At 57.9% G+C, this 12,724-nt stretch carries 14 protein-coding genes and 4 tRNA genes; 5 read left to right on the top strand and 13 right to left on the bottom strand.

Annotated elements, in window-relative coordinates; all coding sequences use genetic code 11:
- Positions 1 to 59 precede the first annotated feature (59 nt).
- The 6 genes from clpP to CKW11_RS19320 all read right to left on the bottom strand — a co-directional run bounded on the left by clpP (position 60) and on the right by CKW11_RS19320 (position 2,975).
- Positions 60 to 695: an ATP-dependent Clp endopeptidase proteolytic subunit ClpP gene (gene clpP, locus CKW11_RS19345; protein ID WP_007951559.1), complete on the bottom strand. Its 636-nt coding sequence runs from the start codon at positions 693 to 695 to the stop codon at positions 60 to 62.
- Between the two features lie 92 nt (positions 696 to 787).
- Positions 788 to 2,098, bottom strand: a complete 1,311-nt coding sequence (gene tig, locus CKW11_RS19340; RefSeq protein WP_095138797.1) for a trigger factor — start codon at positions 2,096 to 2,098, stop codon at positions 788 to 790.
- 397 nt (positions 2,099 to 2,495) lie between these two features.
- A tRNA-His gene (locus CKW11_RS19335) sits at positions 2,496 to 2,571 on the bottom strand.
- A gap of 76 nt (positions 2,572 to 2,647) precedes the next feature.
- Positions 2,648 to 2,732: transfer RNA gene (locus CKW11_RS19330), tRNA-Leu, on the bottom strand.
- A gap of 58 nt (positions 2,733 to 2,790) precedes the next feature.
- Positions 2,791 to 2,866, bottom strand: a tRNA-His gene (locus tag CKW11_RS19325).
- A gap of 32 nt (positions 2,867 to 2,898) precedes the next feature.
- Positions 2,899 to 2,975: transfer RNA gene (locus CKW11_RS19320), tRNA-Arg, on the bottom strand.
- A 275-nt stretch (positions 2,976 to 3,250) separates the two neighbouring features.
- On the opposite strand from CKW11_RS19320, the gene folD reads away from it, so the two are divergent.
- Positions 3,251 to 4,105, top strand: coding sequence for a bifunctional methylenetetrahydrofolate dehydrogenase/methenyltetrahydrofolate cyclohydrolase FolD (gene folD, locus CKW11_RS19315; RefSeq protein ID WP_041074114.1), 855 nt, complete (start codon positions 3,251 to 3,253; stop codon positions 4,103 to 4,105).
- A 230-nt stretch (positions 4,106 to 4,335) separates the two neighbouring features.
- The gene (gene pbpG, locus CKW11_RS19310) at positions 4,336 to 5,274 is read left to right on the top strand and encodes a D-alanyl-D-alanine endopeptidase (protein ID WP_095138796.1); all 939 of its coding nucleotides are present in this window, start codon (positions 4,336 to 4,338) and stop codon (positions 5,272 to 5,274) included.
- Between the two features lie 65 nt (positions 5,275 to 5,339).
- Here the strand turns inward: pbpG and CKW11_RS19305 are convergent, their stop codons facing one another.
- The 3 genes from CKW11_RS19305 to CKW11_RS19295 form a co-directional block, all read right to left on the bottom strand.
- Positions 5,340 to 5,534, bottom strand: a complete 195-nt coding sequence (locus CKW11_RS19305) for a hypothetical protein (protein WP_095138795.1) — start codon at positions 5,532 to 5,534, stop codon at positions 5,340 to 5,342.
- A 12-nt stretch (positions 5,535 to 5,546) separates the two neighbouring features.
- Complete coding sequence (locus CKW11_RS19300; protein ID WP_095138794.1) at positions 5,547 to 5,753, bottom strand: DUF6021 family protein; 207 nt, start codon at positions 5,751 to 5,753, stop codon at positions 5,547 to 5,549.
- 89 nt (positions 5,754 to 5,842) lie between these two features.
- Positions 5,843 to 6,514 carry a peptidase C39 family protein gene (locus CKW11_RS19295; RefSeq protein ID WP_095138793.1) on the bottom strand — a complete coding sequence of 224 codons (672 nt, stop codon included), beginning with the start codon at positions 6,512 to 6,514 and terminating at the stop codon, positions 5,843 to 5,845.
- Positions 6,515 to 6,746: 232 nt separating this feature from the next.
- Here CKW11_RS19295 and CKW11_RS28675 point away from each other — a divergent pair, with 232 nt between their 5' ends.
- Positions 6,747 to 6,914, top strand: a complete 168-nt coding sequence (locus tag CKW11_RS28675; RefSeq protein ID WP_177440021.1) for a hypothetical protein — start codon at positions 6,747 to 6,749, stop codon at positions 6,912 to 6,914.
- A 175-nt stretch (positions 6,915 to 7,089) separates the two neighbouring features.
- Here CKW11_RS28675 and CKW11_RS19285 read toward each other — a convergent pair whose 3' ends face one another.
- Positions 7,090 to 7,839, bottom strand: a complete 750-nt coding sequence (locus tag CKW11_RS19285; protein WP_095138792.1) for a TerC family protein — start codon at positions 7,837 to 7,839, stop codon at positions 7,090 to 7,092.
- Between the two features lie 29 nt (positions 7,840 to 7,868).
- Entirely contained in the window at positions 7,869 to 8,111 is a 243-nt protein-coding gene (locus CKW11_RS19280; RefSeq protein ID WP_095138791.1) for a hypothetical protein, read from the bottom strand.
- A gap of 229 nt (positions 8,112 to 8,340) precedes the next feature.
- Here CKW11_RS19280 and nhaR point away from each other — a divergent pair, with 229 nt between their 5' ends.
- Positions 8,341 to 9,240, top strand: a complete 900-nt coding sequence (gene nhaR, locus CKW11_RS19275; protein WP_095138790.1) for a transcriptional activator NhaR — start codon at positions 8,341 to 8,343, stop codon at positions 9,238 to 9,240.
- On the opposite strand, the gene CKW11_RS19270 is transcribed toward nhaR, so the two are convergent.
- A complete protein-coding gene (locus CKW11_RS19270) occupies positions 9,235 to 10,398 on the bottom strand; it encodes an MFS transporter (protein ID WP_095138789.1) in 1,164 nt (387 codons plus the stop codon). The two genes, nhaR and CKW11_RS19270, sit on opposite strands and share 6 nt — an antisense overlap.
- A 336-nt stretch (positions 10,399 to 10,734) precedes the next feature.
- Here CKW11_RS19270 and sstT point away from each other — a divergent pair, with 336 nt between their 5' ends.
- Positions 10,735 to 11,967: a serine/threonine transporter SstT gene (sstT, locus tag CKW11_RS19265; protein WP_095138788.1), complete on the top strand. Its 1,233-nt coding sequence runs from the start codon at positions 10,735 to 10,737 to the stop codon at positions 11,965 to 11,967.
- A 241-nt stretch (positions 11,968 to 12,208) separates the two neighbouring features.
- Here the strand turns inward: sstT and CKW11_RS19260 are convergent, their stop codons facing one another.
- Positions 12,209 to 12,718, bottom strand: coding sequence for a DUF1993 family protein (locus tag CKW11_RS19260; RefSeq protein ID WP_007965386.1), 510 nt, complete (start codon positions 12,716 to 12,718; stop codon positions 12,209 to 12,211).
- Positions 12,719 to 12,724: the final 6 nt, after the last annotated feature.

Here is a 12,724-nt window from a genome sequence, read left to right as displayed (position 1 = left end):
CTTTTTCAAGCCCGCTGGTGGTCGGACCTGCCGACCCACCTTATTTTGAGCTGCTTATTTTACGCAGGACGCTGGTTGATGACTTCGTCGATCAGGCCGTATTCCTTCGCAGCTTCTGCACTCATGAAGTTGTCGCGGTTGGTGTCACGCTCGATTTCTTCAAGCGTACGACCGCTGTGCTTGGCCATCAGCGTGTTCAGACGCTCGCGAATGAAGAGGATTTCCTTGGCATGGATTTCGATATCCGACGCCTGGCCCTGGAAACCGCCCAGTGGCTGGTGAATCATCACACGCGAGTTCGGCAGGCAGAAACGCTTGCCTGGAGCACCGGCCGTCAGCAGGAATGCACCCATGCTGCACGCTTGACCAATGCACGTCGTCGATACGTTTGGCTTGATGAACTGCATGGTGTCGTAGATCGACATGCCCGCTGTCACCGAACCGCCCGGGGAGTTGATATAGAGATGGATGTCCTTGTCCGGGTTTTCCGCTTCAAGGAACAGCAATTGCGCACAGATCAGGTTGGCCATGTAGTCCTCTACAGGACCCACCAGAAAAATGACGCGCTCCTTCAGAAGGCGCGAGTAGATGTCATAGGCGCGCTCGCCACGAGCAGATTGCTCGACAACCATCGGGACCAGGCCGCCGGCGGCCTGGATATCAGAGTTCTGCTGAATATACGAATTACGGAACATGCTCTGCAGTCACTCCCAAATAGTTATGTCTTGAATACGCATAAGCCAGCTCGAAGGCTGGCTTATGTGTGTACTTCTTAACGCAAAAACAATCAGTCGGCTTTTGGAGCTTCTACCGGCTTGACCGCTTCTTCGTAAGAGACCGATTTGTCGGTCACGCTAGCTTTCTGCAGAACAGTATCCACAACTTGTTCTTCCAGCACAACCGAACGAACTTCGTTCAGTTGCTGCTCGTTCTTGTAGTACCAGGACACGACCTGCTCAGGTTCCTGGTAAGCCGAAGCCATTTCCTGAATCATTTCGCGAACGCGGGCTTCGTCAGGCTTCAGGTCGAATTGCTTGACCACTTCAGCCACGATCAGACCCAGCACTACGCGGCGCTTGGCTTGCTCTTCGAACAGCTCGGCCGGCAGTTGGTCAGGCTTGATGTTGCCACCGAACTGCTGAACAGCCTGCACGCGCAGACGGTCGACTTCGTTGGACAGCAGAGCCTTTGGCACTTCGATCGGGTTGGTGGCCAGCAGACCGTCCATTACCTGATTTTTTACCTTGGACTTGATGGCCTGACGCAGCTCACGCTCCATGTTCTTGCGAACTTCGGTGCGGAAACCGTCGATGCCGCTTTCCTTGATGCCGAATTGAGCGAAGAACTCTTCGTTCAGCTCTGGCAGCTTAGGCTCGGACACGGTGTTTACAGTCACGGTGAACTCGGCGGTTTTGCCGGCCAGATCCAGGTTCTGATAATCCTCAGGGAAGGTCAGGTTCAGAACGCGCTCTTCGCCCGCTTTAGCACCCACCAGGCCTTCTTCGAAGCCCGGGATCATACGACCGGAACCCAGCACCAGCTGAGTACCTTTGGCCGAGCCGCCAGCGAACACTTCGCCGTCAACCTTGCCAACGAAATCGATGTTCAGCTGGTCTTCGTTCTGAGCAGCGCGATCGGCCACTTCGAAACGGGTGTTCTGCTTGCGCAGGATGTCCAGCATCTTGTCCAGATCGGCGTCAGCCACTTCAGCGCTCAGGCGCTCGACAGTGATGCCGTCGAAACCGGCAACGGTGAACTCAGGGAACACTTCGAATACGGCAACGTATTCCAGGTCCTTGCCAGCTTCCAGCGACTTCGGCTCGATCGAAGGCGAACCGGCAGGGTTCAGCTTCTGCTCAACCACGGCTTCGTAGAAGGAGGACTGGATGACATCACCAACAGCTTCCTGACGAGCGTCAGCACCGAAACGGCGCTTGATTTCGCTCATTGGCACTTTGCCTGGACGGAAGCCAGCAATCTTGGCCTTTTGGGCAGTCTGCTGCAGACGCTTGTTGACCTGGCTCTCAATGCGCTCAGCCGGCACGGTGACGCTCATGCGGCGCTCAAGAGCAGTAGTATTTTCAACAGAAACTTGCATGGATATTCCTCGTTGCACAGACGTTAGCCGGCCGTTTCCGACCCCAGAATCAAGGGCATGCATTCTAGTGGGTCAAACTCAAGAAGTCACCCTACTGAAAACGGGTAAAAAAACAGCAGGCCATTTATAGGTGTGAATGCAGCAATGCACTCCACCCCGAAGACGAATAAAGACCATCACGCCAGGGCTCTGTTCAACCGCTTCTATATATAGAAGAGACCGCGAACCATCTCCCTGACGGCTGATCCCGCGAACATGGCCGGCGGTCGGCACGCTGGCAGCAAACCCCTGAACACGACGAAACGCCCTGCCCTTCGACCCGAAACGCTGCGCGACAAACCACCAGCCGTAAAACAAAAAAGGCGCCAGACTGTTAAATCTGGCGCCTTTCGAAATATGGGGTGGACGATGGGGATCGAACCCACGACAACGGGAGTCACAATCCCGTGCTCTACCAACTGAGCTACGCCCACCATATTGCGTCACAAAAAAGCCATTCAACTTCTTTGCTGAACTTCATCAGGCCTGCGGCATGAATGAAGCTTTAATTGGTGCGGATGAAGAGACTCGAACTCTTACGCCTCGCGGCGCTGGAACCTAAATCCAGTGTGTCTACCAATTCCACCACATCCGCAGATGAAGCTTTTTAAAGCAAAGGCGCCAGACTGTTACATCTGGCGCCTTTCGAAATATGGGGTGGACGATGGGGATCGAACCCACGACAACGGGAGTCACAATCCCGTGCTCTACCAACTGAGCTACGCCCACCATATCGCGCTACTTGTGCCAAAGCTGCCTAATGGCGCACCCGGCAGGACTCGAACCTGCGACCATCCGCTTAGAAGGCGGATGCTCTATCCAGCTGAGCTACGGGCGCCTTATTAATCTGTACTCTTGGAGGACTACAAACTAAATGCTTTCCAGCTTCGCAGAACGCTAATTCCGCTCAACCTTCTTAACCAGTGCTAGGCTGTGCCCGACAAGTGCGACGAATAGTATAGAGCGCTCCCAAGGTCGTCAAATCCTTTTTGAAAAAAATTCATTTAATTAAAGGAGTTAGGGGAATTTGCTGACCAAGCGCCTTTGCCCTCACCGTCTGACATGCGAGAATGCGTTCTCTTTTTTTCCCCTCTCGATGGTTAATCACGCGCAATGACTGCACAACTAATCGACGGCAAATCGATCGCCGCCAGCCTGCGCCAGCAGATCGCCCAACGAGTTGCCGAGCGTCGCCAGCAAGGCCTGCGCACTCCCGGCCTCGCGGTGATCCTGGTCGGCAGCGATCCTGCCTCTCAGGTTTATGTCTCGCACAAGCGTAAAGACTGTGAAGAGGTTGGCTTCCTCTCTCAAGCCTACGACCTGCCTTCCGACACCACTCAAGAAGCGCTGACCGATCTGATCGATCGCCTCAACGACGACCCGGCCATCGATGGCGTGCTGCTGCAACTGCCGCTGCCCGAGCACCTGGACGCCTCCAAACTGCTGGAGCGCATTCGCCCGGACAAAGACGTCGACGGCTTCCACCCTTATAACGTTGGCCGCCTGGCCCAGCGCATTCCGCTGCTGCGGCCGTGCACGCCAAAAGGCATCATGACCTTGCTGGAAAGCACCGGCGTGGATCTTTATGGTCTGGATGCAGTGGTGGTTGGCGCGTCCAACATCGTCGGTCGTCCGATGGCGATGGAGCTGCTGCTGGCCGGTTGCACCGTGACCGTCACCCACCGTTTCACCAAGGACCTGGCCGGCCACGTCGGTCGCGCCGATCTGGTGGTGGTCGCCGCCGGCAAGCCGGGCCTGGTCAAGGGCGAGTGGATCAAGGAAGGTGCGATCGTCATCGACGTCGGCATAAACCGTCAGGACGACGGCAAGCTGGTCGGTGACGTGGTATACGAAACCGCCCTGCCCCGCGCCGGCTGGATCACTCCGGTTCCGGGCGGCGTTGGCCCGATGACCCGTGCCTGCCTGCTGGAAAACACCCTCTACGCGGCAGAAACCCTGCACGCCTGAGACGCTTTTCCGCAATAAAAGAACCCCGCCTTGTGCGGGGTTTTTTTGTATCTGAGAAAAAACACTAACCGTTCGCCGGAAACCCCTCTTTTTACAGGCCTTTTCACGAGATTTTCAGGTCATTCAAACAACCATCGACAGATCTTCAGCCATACTTCTAGAATGCGACGCTTTGAAGAAATAACCCGTTACAAACTAACGGAATATCCAACCTTTATGAGTTCGCCCGCGTGAAAATTCGTCTTTCGATCCTGAGCCTGTTATTTGCTGTTTCAGGCACATTCGTCACGCCAACGGTCAACGCCGCAGAAACTACCGCCGCGCCACGCGACGCTTCACAACTGAAGATCGCCTCCGGCAGCGCCCTGCTTATGGATTTGCAGACCAATAAAGTCATCTATTCGAGCAACCCGGATGTGATCGTGCCGATCGCCTCGGTGAGCAAACTGATGACCGGACTGGTGGTGGTTGAAGCGCACCAGAACATGGACGAATGGATCGACGTCGACATCAGCCATACGCCGGAAATGAAAGGCGTATTCTCCCGAGTCAAACTCAAGAGCGAATTGCCGCGTCGCGAGATGCTGCTGATTGCCCTGATGTCCTCGGAGAACCGTGCGGCCGCCAGCCTCGCGCATCACTATCCCGGTGGTTACGCCGCGTTCATCGCGGCGATGAACGCGAAGGCCAAAGCGCTGGGCATGACCAACACTCACTATGTCGAGCCGACCGGTCTGTCGGAACGCAACGTGTCCACTGCACGCGATCTGGCCAAACTGCTGGTGGCGGCGAGCAAGCATCCGATCCTCAGCGAGTTGACCACCACCAAGGAAAAAACCGTAGCGTTCCGCAAACCCAATTACACCCTGGGTTTCCGCAATACCGATCACTTGGTGAACAAGGCCGACTGGGATATCAAGATCACCAAAACCGGCTTCACCAACCCGGCGGGTCATTGCCTGGTGCTGGTGACGCGGATGAGCAACCGCCCGGTTGCCCTGGTGATTCTCGATGCGTTCGGCAAGTACACGCATTTTGCCGATGCCAGTCGTATCCGCAGCTGGATGGAAACCGGCCGGAGCGCCAACGTTCCGGCAGTGGCTCAACAATACAAGGCTCAGAAGAACCTCAAGGCACGCCAGAGCGGCGTGGTCGAAGCCTCGAAGTAACCGATGGCGAGGGAGCTTGTTCCCTCGCCACAGAGGTTATTAGCCAGTCTTTAAAAACCCGTTACTCAATCATTGGGTAACGGCATTTTGTCGTCATCAGGAATGCCGTCGCCGGCGCTCGGATCTGGCGTCAGCACATTAGGCCGGGCCAGCGGATCCCGCAGCGGGCTGTCCGGGTCCAGTACCGGATCCACTTCCTCTTCAGGCGTGGTCGGCACACTGGCGGGATGTTTATCGTCGAAACTTGAATCGGTACTCATACGCACCTCACTTCACGGTTTCAAGTCAGCCAAAGGATCGTAAGGTTTGGCCGGACGCTTGCTGTCTTCGCCGGGGTCCACGTCTTTCGGTGCCTTGGCCGGGCCGACGGGGTCGACCTGTGGATCGTCGAGGTCCGGTGAATCCGGATCGAAACCCAGATCATGACCGGACGAATGCTCGCTTGAGTGTGGGCCTTTCGGGGATGGGGAATCTGCCATGCTCGCCTCCTGATTCACCCGCACATTCGGGCTCTATCAGTGAGAGGCCTGCCGAGCGTGAGGGTGCCCGGCAGATGACGAACGGAGCCTTAATGTGCGGCCAGAGCCTTTTTGGCTTGCGCCGCTTCACGTTCCTGCCCGGCTTGCGCCAGCTCATCCGCTGCGGCGAGCCAGCGCTGGCGATCAACCTCGGCGGGAATCTGCGACGGTTTCTGGATCAGCACCGCCCAGCCGCCTGACTTTTCGAACGCCGATTCAAAGGAGCTGAAGCTCATCAGTTCGCGGCGATTCATTCCGGCGCGCAACAGCACCTTCTGTTTCAGCCGGTCATACCCGGAAAGGATCGCGTAACGCGGTTCGGCCCAGAACGCCGAGCCTTCACTGAAGCGCACCATTACCGGATAACCTGCCGCGACCTGGGTCAACAGGGCAGGCAAATTCTTGTCCAGCGGATAGACCACCATGCCGTAATCGCGAGCCAGGCTCTGCAGATTCTGCTGCAACTGCTCTTGTGCATCCGGCAGATGCAACGGTTTTTCCAGCAGGCCCGGGGTGATCATGATGCCCTGCTGCGACAACAGGCTGGCCAGCACTTGCGGACCACTTTGATTGGCTTCGCCGCGATAGAAGGTGCCGCTGAGCTCGACACGCTCCGGCAGGCGCTTGACCTGAGGCGCCACACTGCCCGCACACCCCGCCAACACGGCCACGCAACCGGCCACCAGCAACGCCCCTCGCAATCGAGAAAATACCTGCACCATGATCACTCTCATCAGACGCCGGTCATCGTGTTCCGGCAACGCCTGCGATCATAGGGCGGCGCACGCCTGCGGTATAGCCTTAAACCGCAGACCGATCGTTTGCATAGAGCGAACTGATTGGTCATTACCGACCTTTGGTCAATAGTCTGAAACACCCCATTGTCTAGACTGTCACTGAAACAGAGCGAATTGAAAAAGTGTGTGCCCGATGCAGGGCAAAGAGGAGGCACTGATGAGCCTGACCATGACCATCGTAATGTTGATAGCCGGCTGGCTGGCCGTGGCCAGCGCCATGTTGTGGGGCGTGCTGCGAATCGCGCGGCGCCATCACCACCCGGTCGAATCCGCCTCGGCTCACAAGCCTGAAAAACACCGTACCCGCCACGCGACTGCGCACTGAAACGTTGCCACCTCGCCAGATATGCCCCCCTGTAGGAGCTGCCGAAGGCTGCGATCTTTTGATCTTCAAAGTCAAAAGATCGCAGCCTTCGGCAGCTCCTACATAAGCACAAGCCATAAAGCAAAAAGGCCGGCTGAACTCCTGAAGTTCAGCCGGCCTTTTTATTTGTTACGGTTTACGCCTGCTCAGCCAGCTTCTTCTGTCTCGCCCGGCGCGACATCATGTTCAGCACCTCAATCGCTGCCGAGAAGGCCATGGCCGCGTACACATAACCTTTCGGTACGTGGGCGCCGAAGCCTTCGGCGATCAGCGTCATGCCGATCATGATCAGGAAGCCCAGCGCCAGCATCACCACCGTCGGGTTGTCGTTGATGAACTTGGCCAGCGGCTCAGCCGCGAACAGCATCACCATCACCGAGACCACCACCGCGATCACCATGATCGGCAAGTGCTCAGTCATGCCCACCGCAGTAATGATGCTGTCGATGGAGAACACCATGTCCAGCATCAGGATCTGACCGATCGCAGCCGCAAAACCCAGGGTCACGGTCGACGTCGCGGATTTCGGGTCTTCCGGCGCCGGGTCCATGCTGTGATGGATCTCGGTCGTGGCTTTCCACACCAGGAACAGACCACCAGCAATCAGGATCATGTCCTTCCAGGAGAACGCCTGACCCATGATTTCGATCACAGGTTCGGTCAACTGCACGATAAAGGCGATGGTGCTCAACAGAGCCAGACGCAGAATCAGCGCCATGCCGATACCGATGCGCCGCGCCTTCTGCCGATGCTGCACGGGCAGCTTGTTGGTCAGGATCGAAATAAAGATCAGGTTATCGATGCCGAGCACGATTTCCATCACCACCAGTGTGGCCAAAGCAACCCAGGCGGCGGGGCTGGCGGCGAGTTCTAACAGATATTCCATGGGTCAGTCCTGACTCTGTGTAAGACGATTTAGATGGTCTTGGAGGAAGATTCGGATTTTTCCGCGTCTTTTTCCGGTGTTTCTTTTTTCTCGATCAAGCCGCCAGTGGCGTCGCTGAGCGCTTGTTCAGCAGCCTTGTGCGTATCGTCGATCGCCTGTTTGGCGCTCTCGGCGGCCTTGCCCATCAATTCCTGGGCGCTTTTCTCGGCCTGATCGCAACCGGCCATAAACAGTAAAGACGTAAACATCAATGCTGGAATTGTGTATTTCATGAGGCTTTCCTTCGAATGAACAGACAGGGCCACAGACCGCCCGTCGATGGCTGGGCATTCTAGGGAGACAAACACTTCAGGAAAATTCGTATTTTTAGCGGCTATACTTCGGCTCTAACGAACTATGACAATCAGTGTAGTAGCTGCCGAAGGCTGCGATCTTTTGATTTTTTAAAGCAAGATCAAAAGATCGCAGCCTGCGGCAGCTCCTACAGAGGGGGCGCGACGGATGCTGAATTACCGACAACTGCATTACTTCTGGGTGGTCGCCAAGACCGGCAGCATCGTGCGCGCCTGCGAACAGCTCAACCTGACCCCGCAAACCATCAGCGGGCAGATCTCGCTGCTCGAACAAACCTACGGCATCGAACTGTTTCAACGGGTCGGCCGCCAACTGGAGCTGACTGAAGCCGGACGCCAGGCCTTGCCCTACGCCGAGCAGATGTTTCAGTTAGGCGGCGAACTGGAGTTGATGCTGCGCGCGCAGCCTGACGAGCAGCAGATCCTGTTTCGCGTCGGCGTGGCGGACGTGGTGCCCAAATCCATCGTCTACCGCCTGATTGCGCCGACCATGGAGTTGCACGAGCCGCTACGCATCACCTGCCGCGAGGACAAACTCGAACGCCTGCTGGCGGATCTGGCGATCCAGCGCCTGGACCTGGTGATTTCCGACAGCCCGATGCCGTCGCACCTCGACATCAAGGGCTACAGCCAGAAGCTCGGCGAATGCGGGATCAGTTTCTTCGCCACCGCGCAATTGGCGGCACAATACGGGCAGGATTTCCCGCGCAGCCTCAACGGTGCACCGCTGTTGATTCCCGGCGCGGAAACCGTAGTGCGCAGCCGTTTGCAGCGCTGGTTCGCCGAGCAACAGATTCAGCCGCGAATCGTCGGGGAGTTCGATGACAGCGCCCTGATGCAGGCTTTCGGCCAATCGGGCAGCGGGATTTTCATCGGTCCGAGCGTGATTGCCGATGAAGTGAAACGCCAGTATGGCGTCGAAGTGATTGGCCAGACCGATGCGGTGACCGAGTCGTTCTATGCCATTTCGGTGGAGCGAAAGGTCAAGCACCCCGGCATCGTTGCGATTACCGAAGGTGCCCGACGCGAGCTGTTTACCGCGTTATGACGCCTGGGCGCACGCTTCGCGCGGCTTGAGCGTCATCAGCACCATGGCGAGGAACACCGACAACAGAATAAACCCGGCAGCGGCGAACCCCAGAAAGCCGAGGCCGGCACTGTCGATTACCCGACCGCCGATCATCGCACCCAGACCAATCCCGAGGTTGGCCCCGGCGATATTCAGCGACGCGGCAAAGGCTGGTGCTTCCGGCGCGGCTTTCATCAGACGCACATGGCTGACCAGAAACAGCGCAGCCTGAGTAATGCCCCAGATGCCCATGGCCACCGCCAGACCCACCGTCGAGTGAATGTTCGGCACCAGCGAGACCATGCCGGCGATCATGAACGCGCAGAACAGCACTGACGCGCCCAACGGATGACGATCCACCGCGCGGCCGCCCAGCGAGTTGCCGATCAGCCCGACCGCACCGAAGCCCATCAGGCACCAGCCAACCAGCGTGCCGTTGAACCCGGCCAGACGTTCAAGAATGTCGGCCAGATAGGTGTAGGCGGTGAACATGCCGCTGAATACCAGAATCGACAACAGCACATGGCCGAGCATCAGCGGGCTGCGCAGGATCTTGAACTGCGAGGCGAAGCTGACCTGATGCTGGTGCAGGCTGGTTTTCGGCAGGTAAACCAACAGCAGCAAGGCCTTGGCGAAAGCGATCACCGCCAGAATTGCGAACGCACTGCGCCAGCCGAATGCATCGGAAATCAACGTACCCACCGGAATGCCGAACACCGTCGCGCAAACAATGCCGAAGCCGATCTTGGCAATCGCACGGCCAGCGTGATCCGGGCCGACGATGTCTACAGCTGTCTCACTGGCCAAGGCCCAGAACACCGGCAGGCCGAGCGCCGGGATCAACCGGGCGATGGCCATGACCCAGATGTTCGGCGCCAGCGCCGCCACGGTGTTGGCCAGACCGAACATGATCAGAATGGTGATGAACAACTTGCGCCGCTCGAAGCGGGCGAAATACGCGGTCAAAAATGGACCGAACATCGCCACCGTGAAAGCGAATAAGGTCACCAGCAAGCCGGCCTGCGGAATGGTTACCGCCAGGTCGCGGGCAATGGCCGGCAACAGGCCGACGATGACGAATTCCGTGGTCAGCACCGTGAATCCGGCGGCGGACAACAGAAGAATGGGCAACAGCATGAGCAACTCCAGCAAAACGACGACACCAGCGATGACCAAGAGGCCCGCTGGCAGACTATGAAAATGAGGATGGCGAATCTTAACAGAGTGTTTCCGGGCTGACTTGCACAAACCTGCCGACTTGCCGATCAATCCGGTGGCAGATCGTCACAGGCCTGAAGGATAACGCCTACGCTGTGATAAAGTCCGCGCCCTGAAAAACGTACACCCTATTCAGCGACCTGTTTAACAGCGTTGATGGCGCGTCAGCCCTTTCGGTTGGTGCCGGTGACCTGCCCCCGATGTATCACCGGTTTCACGCAACCTTGCACCCTATAAAAAATCAGAGATGCCGTTATGACCGCTTCATCCCCTTCTCTATTGCAACGCCTGAAAAACCTCAGCCTGGTCACGCAGATCCTGATCGGCCTGATTGCCGGCATCGCTCTGGCGCTGTTCGCCCCGGAAGCGGCGAAAGGCTCGGCGTTCATCGGCAAAGTGTTCGTCTCGGCACTGAAAGCCGTGGCGCCGATTCTGGTGTTCGTGCTGGTGATGGCGTCGATTGCCAACCACAAGCACGGTCAGGAAACCCATATCCGGCCGATCCTGTTTCTGTATCTGCTCGGCACATTCGCTGCGGCGGTGGTGGCGGTGGTTGCCAGCATGGCGTTTCCCTCGCATCTGGTGCTGTCCACCGAAAACGTCGCGGTGACGGCACCGGGCGGGATCACTGAAGTCCTGCAGAGCCTGCTGTTGAGCGTGGTCGATAACCCGGTCAGCGCGCTGATGAACGCCAACTTCATCGGCATTCTGGCCTGGGCGATCGGCATGGGCGTCGCGATTCGCCATGCCGGTGACACCACCCGCGAAGTGGTTGGCGATCTGTCCAACGGCGTGACGCTGATCGTGCGTGTAGTGATTCGCTTCGCTCCCCTGGGGATTTTCGGTCTGGTGGCTTCGACTCTGGCCACATCGGGCTTCGGTGCACTGATCGGTTACGCGCACCTGCTGGGCGTGCTGCTGGGCTGCATGCTGTTCGTCGCGCTGGTGATGAACCCGCTGATCGTGTTCTGGAAACTGCGCCGCAACCCGTACCCGCTGACCCTCAAGTGCCTGCGCGAAAGCGGGATCACAGCGTTCTTCACCCGCAGCTCGGCGGCGAACATTCCGGTCAACCTGGAACTGAGCAAGCGCCTGGGCCTGCACGAAGACACCTACTCGGTATCGATCCCGCTGGGCGCGACCATCAACATGGCCGGCGCGGCGATCACCATCACCGTACTGACCCTGGCCGCCGTGCACACGCTGGGGATTGCCGTGGACATTCCGACCGCGATTCTGCTCAGCGTCGTCGCGGCGATCTGCGCCTGTGGCGCCTCGGGCGTGGCCGGTGGTTCGCTGTTGCTGATTCCGCTGGCGTGCAGCCTTTTCGGCATTCCGAGCGAGATTGCCATGCAGGTGGTGGCGGTCGGTTTCATCATTGGGGTGTTGCAGGACTCGGCGGAGACGGCGTTGAATTCGTCCACCGATGTGCTGTTTACCGCCGCGGCGTGCCTGGGTGAAGAGGCGAAAGCCCAGCGCACTGCGTAACAATTGCTGCAATGAAAAGCCCGCCAAGGTGTGAACCCTGGCGGGCTTTTTTGTGGCCGAGATCTTTCCCCCCCTCACCCCAACCCTCTCCCCCCAAGGGGCGAGGGGGAAAGGGAGCCGATCTTTGTCGCATTCAAGTCTTGAGTTCGACTCGATAGATCAAGTCGGCGTATCTCGAACAAACAACGCGATCAGTCCCCTCTCCCCCTGGGAGAGGGCTAGGGTGAGGGCTTCTAACGATTTAGTACGCGCCCATGTAATCGCGTTTACCCACTTCAACACCGTTGTGGCGCAGCAGCGCGTAGGTGGTGGTGACGTGGAAGAAGAACTGTGGCAGACCGTAGCTCAGCAGGTAAGCCTGGCCGCTGAAGCGCTTCTCCTTCGGGGTGCCCGGACGAGTCACGATCTCGATGCCTTCCTTGCCATTGATCTGCTCCGGCTTGATCTCGCCGATGTAGGCCAGGACCTTGGCAATCAGCGCCTGCAGCTCGGCGAAGGTGGTTTCGGTGTCGTCATATTTCGGGATTTCGACTTCGGCCAGACGCGAGGAAACGCCCTTGGCGAAGTCGACCGCGATCTGCACCTGACGCACCAGCGGGAACATGTCCGGGTACAGGCGCGCTTGCAGGAAGGCGTTCGGGTCGATGTTTTTCTCGGTGGCGTGGGCTTCAGCCTTTTTCAGGACATCGCTCAGGGCGTTGAGCATTTGTTGAAAAACCGGGACGGATGCGGCGTACAGGGAAATGGTCATGGCAGT

The sequence above is a fragment of the Pseudomonas sp. Irchel s3a10 genome (assembly GCF_900187525.1).
GTDB classification, from domain to species: domain Bacteria; phylum Pseudomonadota; class Gammaproteobacteria; order Pseudomonadales; family Pseudomonadaceae; genus Aquipseudomonas; species Aquipseudomonas koreensis_G.
The sequence above is the reverse complement of the archived record's forward strand: the minus strand, read 5'-3'. Positions and strand labels throughout refer to the sequence as shown.